18 protein-coding genes are annotated in these 16140 nt (G+C 69.8%); 9 read left to right on the top strand and 9 right to left on the bottom strand.

What is annotated here, in order from left to right; genetic code table 11:
• Positions 1–22: 22 nt before the first annotated feature.
• Positions 23–241 carry a winged helix-turn-helix domain-containing protein gene (locus tag BDK92_RS06880; protein WP_121155647.1) on the top strand — a complete coding sequence of 73 codons (219 nt, stop codon included), beginning with the start codon at positions 23–25 and terminating at the stop codon, positions 239–241.
• Positions 242–297: 56 nt separating this feature from the next.
• On the opposite strand, the gene BDK92_RS06875 is transcribed toward BDK92_RS06880, so the two are convergent.
• The 3 genes from BDK92_RS06875 to BDK92_RS06865 are packed head-to-tail and all read right to left on the bottom strand — an operon-like array spanning position 298 to position 1900.
• Entirely contained in the window at positions 298–990 is a 693-nt protein-coding gene (locus tag BDK92_RS06875; RefSeq protein WP_121155645.1) for a hypothetical protein, read from the bottom strand.
• On the bottom strand, positions 987–1625 hold the full coding sequence (locus BDK92_RS06870) for a hypothetical protein (protein WP_121155643.1): 639 nt from the start codon (positions 1623–1625) through the stop codon (positions 987–989). Before BDK92_RS06870 ends, BDK92_RS06875 begins: the two co-directional genes overlap by 4 nt.
• Before the next feature lie 14 nt (positions 1626–1639).
• On the bottom strand, positions 1640–1900 hold the full coding sequence (locus BDK92_RS06865) for a hypothetical protein (protein ID WP_147456931.1): 261 nt from the start codon (positions 1898–1900) through the stop codon (positions 1640–1642).
• Between the two features lie 263 nt (positions 1901–2163).
• On the opposite strand from BDK92_RS06865, the gene BDK92_RS06860 reads away from it, so the two are divergent.
• The 3 genes from BDK92_RS06860 to BDK92_RS06850 all read left to right on the top strand — a co-directional run bounded on the left by BDK92_RS06860 (position 2164) and on the right by BDK92_RS06850 (position 3459).
• Positions 2164–2538: a hypothetical protein gene (locus BDK92_RS06860; protein ID WP_121155639.1), complete on the top strand. Its 375-nt coding sequence runs from the start codon at positions 2164–2166 to the stop codon at positions 2536–2538.
• A 145-nt stretch (positions 2539–2683) separates the two neighbouring features.
• Complete coding sequence (locus tag BDK92_RS06855) at positions 2684–3121, top strand: MarR family winged helix-turn-helix transcriptional regulator (RefSeq protein WP_121155637.1); 438 nt, start codon at positions 2684–2686, stop codon at positions 3119–3121.
• Positions 3118–3459 carry an ester cyclase gene (locus BDK92_RS06850; RefSeq protein WP_121155635.1) on the top strand — a complete coding sequence of 114 codons (342 nt, stop codon included), beginning with the start codon at positions 3118–3120 and terminating at the stop codon, positions 3457–3459. The genes BDK92_RS06855 and BDK92_RS06850 overlap by 4 nt, the downstream gene beginning before the upstream one ends.
• 52 nt (positions 3460–3511) lie before the next feature.
• Here the strand turns inward: BDK92_RS06850 and BDK92_RS06845 are convergent, their stop codons facing one another.
• The 3 genes from BDK92_RS06845 to BDK92_RS06835 form a co-directional block, all read right to left on the bottom strand.
• Positions 3512–5158 (bottom strand): amidase, encoded by a 1647-nt coding sequence (locus tag BDK92_RS06845; protein ID WP_246016872.1) that lies wholly within the window; start codon positions 5156–5158, stop codon positions 3512–3514.
• Entirely contained in the window at positions 5158–5457 is a 300-nt protein-coding gene (locus BDK92_RS06840) for a hypothetical protein (RefSeq protein ID WP_121155631.1), read from the bottom strand. Before BDK92_RS06840 ends, BDK92_RS06845 begins: the two co-directional genes overlap by 1 nt.
• 116 nt (positions 5458–5573) lie before the next feature.
• Entirely contained in the window at positions 5574–6836 is a 1263-nt protein-coding gene (locus tag BDK92_RS06835) for a neutral zinc metallopeptidase (RefSeq protein ID WP_121155629.1), read from the bottom strand.
• A gap of 156 nt (positions 6837–6992) precedes the next feature.
• Here BDK92_RS06835 and BDK92_RS06830 point away from each other — a divergent pair, with 156 nt between their 5' ends.
• Complete coding sequence (locus BDK92_RS06830; protein ID WP_121155627.1) at positions 6993–7499, top strand: O-acetyl-ADP-ribose deacetylase; 507 nt, start codon at positions 6993–6995, stop codon at positions 7497–7499.
• A 529-nt stretch (positions 7500–8028) separates the two neighbouring features.
• Complete coding sequence (locus BDK92_RS06825) at positions 8029–9174, top strand: lytic polysaccharide monooxygenase auxiliary activity family 9 protein (protein WP_121155625.1); 1146 nt, start codon at positions 8029–8031, stop codon at positions 9172–9174.
• Between the two features lie 196 nt (positions 9175–9370).
• Here BDK92_RS06825 and BDK92_RS06815 read toward each other — a convergent pair whose 3' ends face one another.
• The gene (locus tag BDK92_RS06815; RefSeq protein ID WP_121155623.1) at positions 9371–11626 is read right to left on the bottom strand and encodes a discoidin domain-containing protein; all 2256 of its coding nucleotides are present in this window, start codon (positions 11624–11626) and stop codon (positions 9371–9373) included.
• Positions 11627–12146: 520 nt separating this feature from the next.
• Here BDK92_RS06815 and pyk point away from each other — a divergent pair.
• The 3 genes from pyk to BDK92_RS06800 all read left to right on the top strand — a co-directional run bounded on the left by pyk (position 12147) and on the right by BDK92_RS06800 (position 15050).
• Positions 12147–13598, top strand: a complete 1452-nt coding sequence (pyk, locus tag BDK92_RS06810; RefSeq protein WP_121155621.1) for a pyruvate kinase — start codon at positions 12147–12149, stop codon at positions 13596–13598.
• Complete coding sequence (locus tag BDK92_RS06805) at positions 13595–14479, top strand: acyl-CoA thioesterase (RefSeq protein WP_121155619.1); 885 nt, start codon at positions 13595–13597, stop codon at positions 14477–14479. Before pyk ends, BDK92_RS06805 begins: the two co-directional genes overlap by 4 nt.
• Before the next feature lie 85 nt (positions 14480–14564).
• Positions 14565–15050 (top strand): RrF2 family transcriptional regulator, encoded by a 486-nt coding sequence (locus tag BDK92_RS06800; protein WP_121155617.1) that lies wholly within the window; start codon positions 14565–14567, stop codon positions 15048–15050.
• 25 nt (positions 15051–15075) lie between these two features.
• Here the strand turns inward: BDK92_RS06800 and BDK92_RS06795 are convergent, their stop codons facing one another.
• Both BDK92_RS06795 and BDK92_RS06790 read right to left on the bottom strand, forming a co-directional pair.
• The gene (locus tag BDK92_RS06795; protein WP_147456930.1) at positions 15076–15288 is read right to left on the bottom strand and encodes a hypothetical protein; all 213 of its coding nucleotides are present in this window, start codon (positions 15286–15288) and stop codon (positions 15076–15078) included.
• 161 nt (positions 15289–15449) lie between these two features.
• The gene (locus BDK92_RS06790; RefSeq protein ID WP_121155613.1) at positions 15450–16121 is read right to left on the bottom strand and encodes a sulfotransferase family protein; all 672 of its coding nucleotides are present in this window, start codon (positions 16119–16121) and stop codon (positions 15450–15452) included.
• Positions 16122–16140: the final 19 nt, after the last annotated feature.

The raw sequence follows: 16140 nt of genomic DNA, 5'->3' as shown, positions 1-16140 counted from the left end.
CGGTGCAGACCAGGGAGACCAGATGCCCGCCAAACCGAAGTGGGCGCAGCTCGCGGATCACATTCGTGAGCAGATTGCGTCCGGCACACTCGCCCCCGGAGACAAGTTGCCGTCTACGGCAGCGCTTCGTGCGGAGCACGGAGTGTCGGCAGGCGTCGTTCGCCAGGCGATCCTCGTCCTTCAGACCCAGGGCCTTGTTGAAGGCGTCCATGGGCTGGGAGTGTTTGTCGTCGAGCGCTGACAGGGCTGTGGCGTTCTACTACCCCTATAGGGGCAGTAGAACGCCACAGTGCAACGTCAGATGCTCGCCCGGTACGCGTTCAGGTCCTCGCCGGCCGCCCGAAGCAGGACCGCGCTCTCCGACATCCGGTCCCGCGCCTCGCTCATGGCGTCGTGCGTACGCCGCACAACGTCCTCTCGGCCGCCGTTGAGCAGCACCATCATCCCGTCCTGGCTGTGCCACATGCTGGTGCCGACCGCGTTGATCTTTCTCGCGGTCTGCTCGACCTCCTCGATGACCCGCTCGATCCCCGAGATCACCTGCCCCGCGATCCCACCCGACCCACCGCCAGCTATCAGTTGCCCACGGCCCGCCGAGAACCCGCCGGAGCCGCGACGTCGAGCGTGCAGGCCGCTGACCGTGCCCTCGCTGCTGCTACCACTGGCTGTGCCACTACCGCCATGAGTCCTGCCGGCACTGCCGGGGCCGGCAGCACGTTCCTCCCGGCGTTCGCGTAGATGGTCAACGGTCGCGGCGACGAAACCCTTGCCGATTGAGCCCACCGCGTTGCCGATGATCGCACCAGTGATTACGGAGGCGGTGGCAGGCAATCCCCATCTGCTACTGAGAAGTCCCATCAGGGCGCCGAGACCCATCGCGGCCTGTTGCACCAGGTTGCCGGTGCCCTCCTTGACGGTCTCGTAGCCGAACCGCCGAGCGAACGGCCGCTCGACTTTGCCGTTCCGGCGTATCTGCCGGCTACTTCTCATGGTTCGACCAAGCGATCCAAGAACGCGCAGCTTGTCGAGACCAGCATGGGAAGCTGCATTGCAAACTCTTGAGCAACGCCTTCTGGGGTAAGCCCTTGAACCTCCTCGCCCTCGGCCTCTTCCTCGGACTCATCGGCTAGGTCAACACACGCTGCCCACAGATCGTGATGCAAGAACGAAAACGACCAAATGCCGTACGTGTCGTTGGGAACCGCCAGGATGGGCTGGTTGGCAAAACCGATGCGGTGGAGGTGGGGCTCGTCGGGGGTGGAGCCAAGGCCCTGGCCCAGGGGGAGGAGCTTGTGGCGGCGGAAGACGGGTTCGAGGTCGCCTTCCGGGTCGAATTCGACCAGCAGTCCGCGCGCGATCAGGTCGTCGACGATCTCGGCGGCCCGTGGCTCGGGTTTCGGTGCGGTCTGGACGAGCTGGATCAGCGACTTCCGGTTGATCGCGAGCTTGGCGTGCCGTTCGGCATCCACGAAGGCAGCCGCCCAGACCGCCGCCTCCGTCTCGTCCAGTTCGACCAGGTCGTCGCCGAGGTGGATCTCGTAGCACTCCGGCGTCGGGTCCGGTGGGCGTACGTAGCGGTAGCGCGGTCCCATGGAGAGCCCGACGGGCACGATGACGGTTGGCATGGCGTACCCCTTGGTCAGAAACTGGCGGCGTAGCTGTTGGTGGCCTCGACCGCGCCCTGGGCGAGCGTCGTCGCCTCATGCAGTTTCTGCTTTGCCTGCTCCATTCGGGACAGCGCCTCGCCGACCCGGGAGTGACTGGTTCCCTGGGTGAGGCTGCGCAGCAGGGCGGTGCTCTGTTCCAGCGAGTCCGCGATGCCCCGGATGGTGGCCGCCTGCTGGCTGGTCTCGCTGCTGAATCGGGCCACTCCGGCTTTGATTTCTTCGATCGACGCCATGACATCGTCCTCCCGGAATCGGTCGTCCTTCCCCGGAGCCGACCGTACCGGATTGAGCACAGTCGGTCAGTCCTGCTCGCGCCGTTCAGCGCAAGATCCGGGAGTGGTCTGATCTGCCCTCATTCCACAGTGCGCTTCAAGGTGTTGACGTCACCCTGAAGGTAGTGCAAGATTCAACTACCTGGTGTTGGCGTTTTTGTGCGCTTCCACACCAGTTATGCCGCGCGGCAGTGCCCATCGACCCCCTGTTCACAGGAGGATTCATGCGTCTCCGCAAGCCGTCCCTCACGTCCGTCCTCGCGTCCGCGTCCGCCGCCGCGATGGCCTCGGCGGCATTCGCCGCCCCGGCGTACGCCGCCCCGACCACCACCACTGCGGCGAGCAGCACCTGCTCCTACGCGGATGGCACGGTCTGCTTCAACGACTCGATCTGGTTCACCGGACAGGAGGCGGAGTACGCCGCCCCGCTCGGCACCGGCTGTGCCAACACCCCGATCACGATCCACGGCTGGGTCAACCTGACCAGCCAGACCCTCAAGCTCTACCGGGGCGCCAACTGCACCGGCACCGCGATCACCGTCCCGGTCAGCGACCTCCACACCTCCTCCACCGCCTACCTGAGCTTCAAGGTCGCCTGACGCCTTGCGTCGCGGTCAGCGCCTCGCCCCGGTCGGTGGGGCGCTGACCGCGACTTTGGCCTGCGCGTGACCCGGCCACACGGGCTCCGACGATCCTGCGTCGGGCGAATCTCTTGACCTCGTCAAGAGTTGATACCATCAAGAGATGGGGCGTGACGAAACATCGGAGGACAAGTTCTTCCGCGAGCTCGGCGGCGCTTACGCCGAGCTGCGGCAGGCGTTCGCGCGGCACGTGGGCATGAGCCCGCTTCGAGTGCAACTGCTCGTCCGGCTGAGACGAGACGGCGAGATCAGCCACAGCGACCTGCGCCTGGCGCTGGGCATCGACGGTGCGAGCGTCACGCGGCTGGTCAAGGAGTTCGAGGCCGAAGGGCTGGTCGGCCGTCGCCTCGACCCGGCGGACAACCGCTACACCCTGGCCGCACTGACGCCCGCAGGTGAGCGAATGGCGGACGACCTGGGGCGATCGCACCAGTCTTACCAGGAGCGGCTGCTCGACGGCGTGTCCACACAGGAGCAGGAGATCGTGCTGCGCGTCCTACGGCGCGTCCGCGCGAACGTCACCGAGCGGGAGAACCGATGACAGACGAGGTGCGGTCCGCGGCCCGGCGCATGTATGCGGCGTTCAATACCCACGACTACGGCGCTGTCGAGGAGATCTTCACAGCGGACTTCTACAGCCACCCGCTGGGAACCACTGGGCCGGAGAGCGTCGCGTGGGCGTGGCAACGGTTCCACGAGGCGTTCCCCGAGGTCCAGATGGTCGTCGAAGACATGGTCGTCGAGAGAGACAGCGTCGCCGTCCGCACGAGCGTGCGCGGCGTTCCCGGACAGCAGCCACCGACCATGCTGGAGATTTTCCGGGTACGCAACGGGTGTATCGCCGAGCTGTGGGGCCTGTCCTCCCTACAGCGCGGGTAAGGAAGGGCCCCTTGTTAACGCTATGCGTTAACAAGGGGCCCTTCCTTACCCCTCACTGGGAGAGGGTGGCCACCTCGTCGGCGGTGAGGCGCAGCGCCGGGGCGGCGGTACGCGCCGAGGCCGCACCGGCCGGCGGGTTCGGCGGGCGGCGCCAGTGCCAGTCGGTGACGGCCTGGTACGCGGCCACAATGGAGAGCAACCGGTCCTCGCCGTACGGGAGCCCGCCCAGGATTGTGCCGATCGGCACCCCGGCGGCGGTGAAGCCGATCGGGAAGGCGATCTCCGGCAGTCCGATGATGTCGAAGGGCACCGGACCGGTCTGGACCACCACGTCGCAGGTCTCGAAGAGCTGGTTCAGCACCCGTTCCATCAGCACCAGTTTGGCCCGCTGACCGGTGATGAACTCGTTGCCGCCCATCAGCGCGCCCTGCAACCAGCCGGTGACCGAGACCCCGAACCCGCGCAGGTCGCTGCGGAGGTACGGCATGAACGGCTCGCTCCGCTCCGGCAGCCGTACGTTGTTGAAGTTGTTGCCGGTCAGCAGCTCCCACTCGTCCGGCAGGGCCACGTCGACCAGGGTCACGCCGGGGATCGCGGCGAGCGTGTCCAGGTACGCCCGCTGGGCCAGCGCGGTCGCGGACGAGCCGCTGCCGTACCCGGGCAGCACCCCGATCCGGGACGGCCAGCGCAGCTTGAGCCGGCTGCCGTCGTACGCCGGGGTGGCCGCGTTGAGCAGGTTCGGCAGTTCCGGCAGGCCCTGGCTGCGCGGGTCGGCCGGGTCCGCGCCGGCCATCGCGGTCAGCATGATCGCCGCGTCCTTGGCGTCCCGGGCCAGCGGGCCGGGATGGTCACGGGTGTAGCTGAGCGGGATGATGCCGTTCAGCGAGACCCGACCCATGGTCGGCTTCAACCCGGTCAGGTTCTGCGCGTTCGACGGCGCGGTGATCGAGCCACCGGTCTGGGTGCCGATCCCGGAGGCGACCAGCCGCCCGGCGACCGAGGTCGCGGTGCCGGTGGACGAGCCGCCGGGGTCGGTGCCGGGGTTGGTCGGAGTCCAGGCGTTGACCGTGGTGACCACGCCAGCCGGGGTGGTGGCCCGGGTGGTGGCGAGCGGACCCATCTGGGTCTTGCCCATCACGATCCCGCCGTTGACCTTGAGTTTCGCCACCGCGGTCGCGTCGTACGGCGGCACGAAGTCCTGGAACAGGTAGGAGTTCGCGGTGGTCCGGACCCCCTCGGTCCAGTAGTTGTCCTTGATCGCCAGCGGGATGCCGTGCAACGCGCCCCGGTGCGGTCTGCCGGCCGCCGCCCGTGCCGCCGCCACCGCGGCGTCCGCGAGCACCAGGTTGAATGCCTGGTACGTGCCCTCGTACGCCTCGATCCGAGCCAGGTACGCCTCGACGAGCCGCAACGGGGTGAGCTTGCCGGCGCGGATCAGCCACGCCGCCTCGGAGATGGTCAGCTCGGTCGGGTCGGCGACCGCCTCCGGTCGGGGCCTGGTGTACGCGCTCGGCCGGTCCAGCTCCGGGTTCCACCGCACCGGGTTACCGCCGGAGTTGGTGCCGGCCTCCGGCGCGGCCAGCGCGATCGCGGGGAGTGCGACCGTACCGCCGACCGTGGCGGCGGCGGCCAGGGCGGCGCTGCGGGCGAGGAAGGCCCGCCGGTCGACCGTACGGTCCTGTGGTCCGATCGCCGTCATCACCTCCGCCATTCCGTACTGATCGAGGGGTAGAGCATCGGCGCGGCCTGTTGGGACAGGGCCCGTGCGACGGCCGGGTCGGTCCCGACGGGGGTGGGAAGCTGGTACGCGGCGAGCGCCGGCACCGTGCCGCGCATGAACGAGCGCAGCGAGGCGAGCACGGAGTCCTGGCCGGGGGAGCCGGTCTCCGGGTCGGCGGTGCTGCCTGGGGGTAGCTGGTTGAGGTCGATTCCGAGCGCGGCGAGCCGTGCCCTGATCAGGATGTCGAGTTCGGCGTCGGTCGGCGGGGCGGGTGCCATTGATGCTCCTCCAGCTGAGAAACGTTGTCCCACTGTGGGATCAAGCTGTGTCGACGCGGTGACCCCAAGATCACATAGCTGTGAACCGGTACGGCCACCGCTGCCGGTGGGAGCGGTCAGGCGGGGTCGGCGGAGACGAGTTCGGGCAGGTGCGCGTCGAAGCGCTGGGCGAAGGCGACGGTGGGCAGGATCCGGCCCCGTGGAAAGCCGTCCTTCGCCACCTGGGCGCCCCAGTCGGCGGCGCGCATCCGCTGGTTCGGTGTGCCGTGGTGGCCGGGGCTGGTGAGGTAACAGTCGCCGAGCTGGAAAAAGGTCTGGCTGACCTGCTTCGTCTGCCGGCGGTCCAGCGCGCCACCCCGTACGTGGGCCAGGAAATAGCCGGCGTACGCGTCCGCCATCATCTCCGCCCGCCGGGCGAGTTCGGCGCCGGTCAGCTCCGAGGCGAACAAGCCCCGTACGTACTGGATCTGGTGGGCGTACTCGTGCGCCACGATCGCCCTCGGCGCGACGTCGCCCAGCCCGAGGGTGGCGTACGCCTCCAGGATGCCGTCGCCGATGAGGATTTTCGGCGGGATGACTCCGACACCGGGGACCTCGCCGCCGTAGTAGGCGAACGCGTCGAAGCTCAGCGCCGGGTGCATCCCGTAGTCGAACTTCTCCTGGTTCACCAGGGGAACGAAGTCGGCCGCGAACTGTGCCGCCTGGTCAGCCGGGTAGAGCATGAGCAGCTCCATCAGCCGGGCGACCTTCGCCTGGTCGAGCGCCACGGTGGCGTGCATGGGTACCACCTGGATCTCGCCGGAGGGGATGTCCCAGAAGCGCTTCAGGTCCCGGGCCGTCTGCCGTACCCGGGTGGTGAACTGCCCGTCGGTGCCGTAGTACTGGTGGTCGGCCTCGGTGCCGAACAGGACGGCGTCGTACATCCGGAAGAAGTCGATCCACGGCACCACCTCGGCGAGGTCGTACTCGGTCCACTCCGCGTAGGCCGCCGACTGCCACTCCAGCAGCGGCGTCGTCTGGCAGACCTCGTTGTCCCCATCGGCCAGTCGGAGTTCCGGGCTGGCGCTCCGTCCGCCGGCCGGCACCAGCCGGCTCGGTTCCGCGCCGGCCACTCCGGCGTTCGTCTCCCCGAGGCCAGCCGGTGGCAGCCCCACCGCGGCGTCGAGCGCGGCGATCCGGGCCCGGTAGTCCCCGGGCAACCCGGACTTCAGCCGCTCGACCAGATGCCGGGTCTGCTCCTCGGTGAGGTTCGCCGTGGTGCCGCTTTCCGCGGGTGCGGTGGCGGCGGCGTGGGCCTGGGCCTGGGCCGGAGCCGACGCCAGGCTGGTCGCCAGGACCAGACCGAGTGCGGCGGCCGGCAGGGTGAGCGAGTTTTTCACGCGTCTCCTTGCGGGTGGGCGGCCGGTGGTAGCGAACCGGCCATGATCGACAGCTCACCAAGTATCGACATACATGGGTGCGGGCGGAAGACCCGATTCGCCCGCGAGCCGGGCCGGTTGCCCTCGCGCAGGGTCCGTAACTGCGATGATGGGCCGATGGCCACGATCGACGTCGTACTGGGTGACATCACCCGTGAGGATGTGGACGCGGTGGTGACCGCCGCCAACGAGTCACTGCTCGGGGGCGGCGGGGTGGACGGTGCGATCCACCGGGCGGCCGGCCCGAGCCTGGCCGAGGCGGGCGCGGCGATCGCCCCGTGCGACCCGGGCGACGCGAAGGCGACACCGGCGTACGACCTCTATCCGCCCGTGCGGTACGTGATCCACACCGTCGGCCCGGTCTGGGAGGGCGGCGACCGGGGCGAGGCGGAGGTGCTCGCCTCCTGCTACCGGCGCTCGCTCCTTGTCGCCGACGAACTGGGCGCCAGCAGCGTCGCGTTTCCGGCCATCGCGACCGGCGTCTACGGTTTCCCGGCCGAGCTGGCGGCCCGGATCGCGGTCGACGCGATCCGTTCGACCCCGACCCGGGTCGAACGGATCCGACTGGTCGCCTTCGACGAGCCGACCCGGGACCTGCTGCGAGCGGCGCTCGTCGTCTCCTGACCGGAGGGCGTGGCACGGACGCGTGGCTGATTGGCGTACCGGATGTGGTCAGCCGACCAGTTCGTGGCGCGTCTCCCGGGCATGCCGCTGCCGGTCGATCAGCAGCATGACGGTCACCACCGCCACCACCGAGGCGAGTTGCAGCCCCGCCGTCGTGACGGTGCCGGGTTCAGTGACAGCGCCCCCGCCGGGATCACATCGCGAGTCGTACCCGGATGGAGGCCGCCGTCGCGGGTGCCCCTAGCTCTTCGTCGGTCTGTCATGACGGTGGGGTAGGGCGCCCGGGGCGGATCGGGACGACGTTTCGGTGAGTCGACCCCCGTCGTCGTGCCCGCAGGTCTGGCTCATCGGCGGGGAGGGTCGTCCGGGTCCGTCTCCGGCGGGTCGCCGTATTGCTTTGTTTGGAAACACAACTATTGACAACAGCAATCGAGCCATGTGAATCTGCTCTGGTAGGGCCGGCGCGGGAGCGATCTAGCCGGTGCGGGAGCCACGGGCAGCCTCCCGCCTGAACGTCGGGAGCACCGACATGCCCCTGCACACCCGCCCACCGGACACCCGCCCACCGACCACCCGACCACTGGCCACCCGCGTGCTGGCCGTCGCGGCGGGCGCCCTGATGCTGCTCGCCACCGCCCTGGTCGGCACCGCCTCCGCACACGGTTCGACGATCAGCCCGCCGTCGCGCAACTACGGCTGCTGGCAGCGCTGGGGCGGCAACTTCCAGGCACCCGAGATGGCCACCCAGGACCCGATGTGCTGGCAGGCCTGGCAGAACGACCCGAACGGCATGTGGAACTGGAACGGTCTCTACCGCGAGGGCGTGGCCGGCAACCACCAGGCCGCGATCCCGGACGGACAGCTGTGCAGCGGTGGCCGTACCGGCGGTCCGCGTTACGCCGCCATGGACACCCCCGGCGCCTGGCAGGCCGCGTCGGTGAACAACAACTTCACCCTGACCGTGCACGACCAGGCGCTGCACGGCGCCGACTACTACCGGGTGTACGTTTCCCGGCAGGGCTACAACCCGGTCACCGCGCCGCTGCGCTGGGCCGACCTGGAACAGGTCGCGCAGACCGGGGTCATCCCGCCCGGACAGGGGACCCGGACCAACGACCCGGCCCTCAACGGCGTCTCCAACTCGATCAACGTCTCCGCGCCGGGCCGGACCGGGAGGCACGTGGTCTTCACCATCTGGCAGGCCAGCCACATGGACCAGTCGTACTACTGGTGCAGCGACGTGATCTTCCCCGGTGGCTCCGGGCCGACCCCGACCGCCACACCCACCCGTACCCCCGGTGGTCCGACGCCGACCCCGACCCGGACCGCGACGCCCACCCCGACCCCGCCCCGCACCACACCCCCGGGTACGCCCCGCGCCTGCACCGCCACCTACGCGGTGACCGGTCAATGGTCCGGCGGTTTCCAGGGTGACGTACGGGTGACCGCCGGCAGCGGCGCGATCAGCGGTTGGACGGTGACCTGGACCTGGTCCAACGGGCAGTCGGTCGGCTCCGCCTGGGGCGCCACCATCACCTCCGCCGGCAGTGCCGTGACCGCCACCAACGTCGCCTACAACGGCACCCTCGCCGCCGGTGCGAGCACCACCTTCGGCTTCCTCGGCTCCTACAGCGGCACCAACACCGCCCCCACCCCAACCTGCACCCCCACCTAACCCCCGCCTAACCCCCGCCCCACTTCGTCGATCTAGGGCAGATCCACGCTGGATGATCTCTATCCGCGGCGATTTGCCCTAGATCCACGGGAGCGCCCGGCCGGTCGGGAGACCGGGCCGGGCGCTGTGGGACCGGAGGGTAGGGGGCGGGGGGGTGGGGGAGTTGGGCGGGGGTGGGTGGGGGTGGGTGGGAGGGTTAGGGGTAGTTGACTACGTAGATGGTCTGGGTGGCCAGGTTGGCCGGACCACCGGTGTTGTTGATGACGCGGTTGATCGTTCCTACGCCACCGAGCGAGACCGAGACCATGTTGTGGAACCTGACCCCGGTCTTGTTCGGCACTTCGAAGGAGCGTTCGCCGACCACCGCCGGGTTCACGTTGAAGTAGCAGTAGCTGCCCAGCCCCCACGCCTCGTGCGTGTTGACCGCGTCCGCCACCTTGTACGCGGCGTACCCCCGGGTCGACCCGTTCATCCAGGCCGCCTGGTTCGGCGGGTCGTACGGCATCTCGTTCTGGTAGAAGTACGTCCGGCCGCGTTCACCGTTCCAGATGGTCTGGTACTTCTGGTAGTGCTCGACGAAGAGGCCGTACATGGTGACGTCGTCGCCGTTGACGACCAGGCCGGTGTCGGCCGGGTTCACGGTCCACCCGTAGGTGCCCGGGTTGCCGTGGTCGGCACGCCACAGCCACATGTGGTCGCCGATCACGTCGTCACTGTTGATCACCAGGCTGTTGGTGGCCTTGCCGGCGACCGCGCCGCCGATCCGGAAGAACACGTCGTGCAACGAGGTCGGGTTGGCCGCGTGGTCGGCGCTGGAGCCGGCCGGGCCGACCTCCATCAGGGTGGCGGAGTTGGTCGTGCCGGCCTCGAACATGATGCCGGCGACCTTCACCCCGTTGACGTCGGCGACGCTCATCGCGGTCACGCCGTTCTGCGGCTCGATCGTGGCCAGGCCGAGGCCGAGTACGACGGTGTCCGCCCGGGTGATCCGGATGGTGTCGTTGATCCGGTGCAGGCCCGGGGCGAAGAGCAGGTTCTTGCCCTGGGCCAGGGCGGCGTTGATGGTTGCCGCCGGGGTGCCCTGCCGGACGATGAAGAACTGGCTGAGCGAGATCGAACTGCCGGCCGGTGTCTTGTTGTACCAGGTGGTGCCCGAGCTGTTCTGGCGCAGCGCGGGGACGAAGACGCGGTACTCGCCGGTCCCGTCGACGTACAGGAAGGGCTTCTCCCGGACCGTCGGGGTCGTGCCGATCACCGTGTGCGAGGGGTTGGGGAAGTTCGGCGGCGGTGCGCCGGTCACCCCCTGGAAGACCATGTTCCACACCGAACCGGTCCAGCCGTTGCCGAACTCGCTGTTGCGGGAGTACCACTGCTGCTGTGAGCCGCTGACCACCAGGCCGTCGATCCTGGTGTCGGCCATCAGCCCGCCGCTGGACCAGCCGTCGCCGCCGTTCCAGAGCTGGATCTGGTTCTGTGCGCCGCGCAGGTGCATCCGGCGGTACGGGGCGGCCTGCGAGACCGCCCAGCGCTCGACGGTCACCCCGGCCGGCAGGGTCACCGACAGGTTCTCCGCCGCGCGCCAGAAGTTCTGGGTGGCGTTGCCGCCGAACCAGGTCGCCTCGGCCCGTACGTGTCCGTTGAGGTTCACGTCGTCGGGGGAGAAGCCGAGCCCGGCGACCTGGGTGAAGAAGCCGAGGTTCACGTCGGCGGTGTACGTGCCGGGCTTGAACAGCACCGCGTACCGCTCCGGGCCAAACTGGTTCTGCTCCTGAGCAGTGAAGATCGTGTTCAGCCGGCCCTGGATGGTGGAGGTCGGCGTCGACGGGTCGAAGACGAACGTGTTCGGCCCGAGGTTCGGGTTGCGCGGGTCGGTTGGTTCGACCGGGGTGCCGGTCGGCGGCGGCGTGGTGGGCGGAGTGGTCGGCGGGACGGTGCCGAACTCGCCGTACACCTGGAACTCCCAGAGTGAGTAGCCGTAGCCGGTGGACCGGGTGGTGCCGTACATCCGCACGTAGCGCCCGCTGCCGGTCACGTTGAGGGTCTGCACCCCGCCGGTGCCGGTGGTGGTCGAGTAGATCGTGGTCCAGGGACTGCTCCCGGTGGCCGAGACCTGGATCTCGAAGGCCCGGCCGTAGGCGGTCTCCCAGCGCAGCACCACCTGACTGAGGGTGGCGCTGGCGCCCAGGTCGACCTGGAGCCACTGGGGGTCGCTGAACGCGCTCGACCAGCGGGTGCCGGTGTTGCCGTCGACCGCCGCCGAGGCGGGGGTGCCGCCGTTCTCGGTGGACGAGGCGGTGGCCGTCTTGCCCTGGGAGATCAGGACGGGGGCGGCCTGCGCGGTCGGGGCGTCGATGAACGGTACGGGTGCCAGCAGTGCGGCGGCCAGTGCGGCGAGCACCGTCCAGCGGGACCGGTTCGAGGGTGTGCGGGTGGTGCGACGAGGAACTTCCATGGGGCCCACCTGTCGGGGATGAGGGCGCGCTGGGTTGCCCGGCGGGGCGTGGCGGTGCCGGGCCGGGTGTGGGGTTCGGCCAGTCGTCGGCGGCACCGGCGGCCGGCCCGCGCCTGCGGGTCAGAGGTGTGAGAGCGCTCTCCCGACGAGTGTTACGCCGGTGTTTCCGGACGTCAAGATGCTCATCGATTCCTGTCTGGTATGCCAGCTAATTGGGCACTCATCCCACGGGGGCGCTTAGTCCGAATTGCCGGCACTCGCCGTGCCGTTGGTGCCCCGGATCCGGGCCGTGTCGACGACTGCGGTAAACCCGGGCGTGTCGTGGATGGGGCGACGGCGGTACGCTTCCGGTCGCGCGGTCGCTGATGCCCGCCACCCCGACGTCGCCCGGTGAGACGACACCCGCCGGACGCTGGCGAGAGACACCCGCCGGACATCTGCGCACCGCACGACGTTGGACGAATATTCCAGAATCCGACAGGGTCGGCCCGTGGACCGATCTGGGAGAGAGACTAGCCTGATGGGCGTGACACGCCGCGCGAAAATCGTCTGCACGCTTGGCCCTGCGACATCGTCCCCGGAGCGGATCCGAGGGCTCGTAGAGGCGGGCATGGACGTGGCCCGGCTGAACTTCAGCCACGGCAGCCACGCCGACCATGAGCAGGTCTTTCACCTGGTGCGGCAGACCGCCCAGGCGACCGGGAAAGCGGTCGCGATCCTGGCCGACCTGCAGGGCCCCAAGATCCGACTCGGCCGCTTCGCCGACGGCCCGCACGAGTGGCGCACCGGCGACTCGGTCGTGATCACCGGTGACGACATCCTCGGAACCCGCGAGCGGGTCTCCTGCACCTACTCCAAGCTGCCCCAGGAGGTCCGCCCCGGCGACCGCCTGCTGATCGACGACGGCCGGGTCGCGGTCGAGGTCAGCTCGGTCGAGGGCAACGACATCCGGGTCCTGGTGACCGAGGGTGGCGTGGTCTCCAACAACAAGGGCGTCTCGCTGCCGAACGTCGCGGTGAGCGTGCCGGCGATGTCGGAGAAGGACGCTGACGACCTCCGCTTCGCCCTCGGCCTCGGGGTCGACATGATCGCGATGTCCTTCGTCCGCTCCGCCGACGACATCAAGCTCGCGCACAACATCATGCAGGAGGTCGGCGTCCACCGGCCGGTCATGGCCAAGGTGGAGAAGCCGGAGGCGGTCGACCACCTGGAGGCGATCGTCGCCGCGTTCGACGGCGGCATCATGGTGGCCCGGGGCGACCTCGGCGTCGAACTCCCGCTCGACCAGGTTCCGCTGGTCCAGAAGCGGGCCGTGCAGCTCTGCCGGGAGAACGCCCGCCCGGTCATCGTCGCCACCCAGATGCTCGACTCCATGATCGAGAACTCCCGCCCGACCCGGGCCGAGGCGTCCGACGTCGCCAACGCGGTGCTCGACGGCGCGGACGCGGTGATGCTCTCGGGTGAGACCAGCGTCGGCAAGTATCCGGTGCTCACCGTGAGCACCATGGCGAAGATCGTTACCACCACCGAGTCCGGGTCGATCGGCGTCCCGCGGCTCCAGCACGACCCGCGTACGCACGGCGGCGCGCTCACCGTGGCCGCCTCGCAGATCGCCCGCGCGATCGGCGCCAAGGCCCTGGTCGCCTTCTCGCAGACCGGCGACACCGTGCGCCGGCTCTCCCGGCTCCACTGCGACCTGCCGCTGCTCGCCTTCACCCCGGTCCCGGAGGTGCGCGACCAGCTCGCCCTGGCCTGGGGCGTGGAGACCTTCCTGATGCCGTTCGTGCAGCACACCGACGACATGTTCCGTCAGGTCGACCAGGCGCTGCTCGGTCTCGGCCGGGGCAACCCGGGCGACTACGTGGTGATCGTGGCGGGCAGCCCGCCCGGCACCCCCGGCTTCACCAACACGCTCCGGGTGCACCAGCTCGGGTCCCTGGTCGACGCGGCGGCGGCACGGGCCCTGCAGTGACGTCCGGCGGGCCGGTCGGTGGACAGGTCGCGGTCGATCAGCTCCTGGAGGTGCTCGACCTGACCCAGACCGATGAGATGACCTTTCGCGGTATGAGTCCGCCGGTCGGCCCGCAACGGGTGTACGGCGGTCAGGTGGCCGGTCAGGCCCTGGTGGCCGCCGGCCGGACCGTCGACCCGACCCGGGTCGTGCACTCGCTGCACGGCTACTTCGTCCGCCCCGGTGACCCGGTCGAGCCGATCGACTACCAGGTGGAACGGATCCGGGACGGCCGCTCCTTCTCGGTCCGGCGGTCCGTGGCCAGACAGCACGGCAAGACGATCTTCTTCATGTCCGCCTCGTTCCAGCGGACCGAGGAGGGGCTCGACCACCAGGCCCCGGTCCCGCCCGACGTGCCCGGTCCGGACGAGGTGCCGACCATGGCCGGCCGGCTCGCCCGCTATCCGGAGCGGCTCGGCATCTGGTCGCTGATCCCGCGCCCGATCGACGTCCGGTACGTCGGCGAGCCCGGCTGGGTACGCCCCGGCGACCGGCCGGCGGACCCGTACCAGCGGGTCTGGATGCGCATCGACGGCAAGCTGCCCGACGATCCGCTGCTGCACGCCTGCGCGCTGACGTACGCCTCCGACCTGACCCTGCTCGACTCGGTCCTCTCCGTACACGGGGAGGTCTGGGGGCCCGGTGGCGTGGTCGGCGCGAGTCTCGACCACGCGCTCTGGTTCCACCGGCCGTTCCGGGCCGACGAGTGGTTCCTCTACGACTGTTGGAGCCCGTCCGCCTCCGGCGCGAGGGGCCTGGCCACCGGACGGATGTTCACCGTCGACGGTCGCCAGATCGCCAGTTCGGTCCAGGAGGGTCTGCTCCGCCGGGTCGGCGCCTGAACCGTTCCGCCCGGAAGGTCACTGGCTGGGCGGCTTGCCACCCCGGCGCCGCTGACCGCGCGGCCCGGGGACTAACCTAGCCGGCATGCGTCTCTCCGCACGGGTTGACTACGCGCTGCGCGCGACGGCCGAACTCGCCGCCACGGCGGACGACACCGCCGCCGCCGAGGGCGCCGCCCGGCGTCCGACCCCGGTCACCGCCGAGCAGATCGCCCGGGCCCAGGAGATTCCGCCGAAGTTCCTGGAGAGCATCCTGTTGCAACTGCGCCGGGGCGGGATCGTGCACGCCCAGCGTGGCCCGGAGGGCGGCTACTGGCTGGCCCGCAAGGCGGCCGAGATCTCCCTCGCCGACGTGATCCGGGTGATCGACGGGCCGCTCGCGCACATCCGTGGACAGCGCCCCGAGGATCTTGGTTACCACGGTGCCGCCCGTTCGCTCCAGGAGGTCTGGATCGCGTTGCGGGCCAGTGAGCGGGAGATCCTCGAACTGGTCACCGTCGCGGACGTGGCCAGCGGCAAGCTGCCCGGCCGGGTGACCGAGCTGGTCGCCGACCCGAGCGCCTGGACCTGAGCACCCTCACCCGACGGGCGTGGCGTCACGCCGCCCGCAGGTACCGCCACCTGCCGTGATCGGCGACCGCCAGTGGTTCCGTGTCGACCATGACCCGTTCCGGGCGGAGGAAGACCAGCGGACTCTGGGCGGCCGGGGTCGGGGTGTCCGGATCCGGCCGGTCGCCGGATCCGCTGGCGCGGTCGAGGCCGACCAGGACCGGACCGTTGCCGGGCCGGCGAGACGATGTCACTGCCATCGGATGCTCCTTCGCGCTGCCGGCCGGGCCGACCCCTGTGGTGGGCCCGTGACCGGCTCCCATTGCAGCACCGTCGGCTGAGAGCAAACTTCGCGAAAGGTACGGGAAGAATGGGAGCCCGTACCCACTGGTGAGCGTGGTCGACCGGCCCGGCGATGGGGTCAGAGGGGGCGCAGACCCTCCGGGTCCGTGATCCGTTCCCGGAACGACGCACCGGTGTTGAGCAGGGGGAACGGCCGCTCGGGCGGGTCCACGCCGAGCCAGGAGCAGAGCGGCTCCCAGCCCTGCGCCGGGTCGAACTCGAGCAGCCGTGGTGCCGGTACGGTGGCGCGTACCTCCGCCACGTGGGCGGTGTAGACCGCGATCGCGTGTTCCCGGTCCTCGAACCGGCCGTCGAAGGTCCCCTGCCAGATCAGCTTCTCCACCAGCCTCGGCTGGTCCCGCAGCTCCGGCTGCTCCTCGAGCGCCTGCCGTACGCCGGGCGGCAACGTCTCGGGGCGCGACGACCGGGCCCGGTAGATCGTGCTGGCGGCGCTGTCGTACCACTGTTGCGGGTCGCGTACGGTGAGCAGCACCTTGGCGTCCGGGTAGGCCGTGCTGAGCTCGCGCCAGAAGTACGCGCTCGGCCAGTCCACCGTGGAGCGGTAGCCGTCGAGCACCCGCTCCCAGTCCACCGGGCCGCCCTCGCTCGCGGCGAGCCAGCCGGCGATGGTCGTCGGGTGCTGGAACAGTTCGGTCATGTGGTGACACGGGCCGAAGCCGAGCAGTTCCAACGCGTCCTTCGTGGACCTGGTGCCCGTCCGCCCGAAGCCCGCGCCGATGACCTTCAGCATGTGTGCCTCCCCGCACCGT

Source organism: Micromonospora pisi, from assembly GCF_003633685.1.
Lineage (GTDB): Bacteria > Actinomycetota > Actinomycetes > Mycobacteriales > Micromonosporaceae > Micromonospora_G > Micromonospora_G pisi.
The sequence above is the reverse complement of the archived record's forward strand: the minus strand, read 5'-3'. Positions and strand labels throughout refer to the sequence as shown.

Excerpts from the sequence above, each read along its gene's own strand:
- BDK92_RS06880 (WP_121155647.1), top strand. The coding sequence starts at position 23 with ATGCCCGCCAAACCGAAGTGGGCGCAGCTCGCGGATCACATTCGTGAG.
- BDK92_RS06875 (WP_121155645.1), bottom strand. The coding sequence starts at position 990 with ATGAGAAGTAGCCGGCAGATACGCCGGAACGGCAAAGTCGAGCGGCCG.
- BDK92_RS06870 (WP_121155643.1), bottom strand. The coding sequence starts at position 1,625 with ATGCCAACCGTCATCGTGCCCGTCGGGCTCTCCATGGGACCGCGCTAC.
- BDK92_RS06865 (WP_147456931.1), bottom strand. The coding sequence starts at position 1,900 with ATGGCGTCGATCGAAGAAATCAAAGCCGGAGTGGCCCGATTCAGCAGC.
- BDK92_RS06860 (WP_121155639.1), top strand. The coding sequence starts at position 2,164 with ATGCGTCTCCGCAAGCCGTCCCTCACGTCCGTCCTCGCGTCCGCGTCC.
- BDK92_RS06855 (WP_121155637.1), top strand. The coding sequence starts at position 2,684 with ATGGGGCGTGACGAAACATCGGAGGACAAGTTCTTCCGCGAGCTCGGC.
- BDK92_RS06850 (WP_121155635.1), top strand. The coding sequence starts at position 3,118 with ATGACAGACGAGGTGCGGTCCGCGGCCCGGCGCATGTATGCGGCGTTC.
- BDK92_RS06845 (WP_246016872.1), bottom strand. The coding sequence starts at position 5,158 with ATGACGGCGATCGGACCACAGGACCGTACGGTCGACCGGCGGGCCTTC.
- BDK92_RS06840 (WP_121155631.1), bottom strand. The coding sequence starts at position 5,457 with ATGGCACCCGCCCCGCCGACCGACGCCGAACTCGACATCCTGATCAGG.
- BDK92_RS06830 (WP_121155627.1), top strand. The coding sequence starts at position 6,993 with ATGGCCACGATCGACGTCGTACTGGGTGACATCACCCGTGAGGATGTG.
- BDK92_RS06825 (WP_121155625.1), top strand. The coding sequence starts at position 8,029 with ATGCCCCTGCACACCCGCCCACCGGACACCCGCCCACCGACCACCCGA.
- BDK92_RS06815 (WP_121155623.1), bottom strand. The coding sequence starts at position 11,626 with ATGGAAGTTCCTCGTCGCACCACCCGCACACCCTCGAACCGGTCCCGC.
- pyk (WP_121155621.1), top strand. The coding sequence starts at position 12,147 with ATGGGCGTGACACGCCGCGCGAAAATCGTCTGCACGCTTGGCCCTGCG.
- BDK92_RS06800 (WP_121155617.1), top strand. The coding sequence starts at position 14,565 with ATGCGTCTCTCCGCACGGGTTGACTACGCGCTGCGCGCGACGGCCGAA.
- BDK92_RS06795 (WP_147456930.1), bottom strand. The coding sequence starts at position 15,288 with ATGGCAGTGACATCGTCTCGCCGGCCCGGCAACGGTCCGGTCCTGGTC.
- BDK92_RS06790 (WP_121155613.1), bottom strand. The coding sequence starts at position 16,121 with ATGCTGAAGGTCATCGGCGCGGGCTTCGGGCGGACGGGCACCAGGTCC.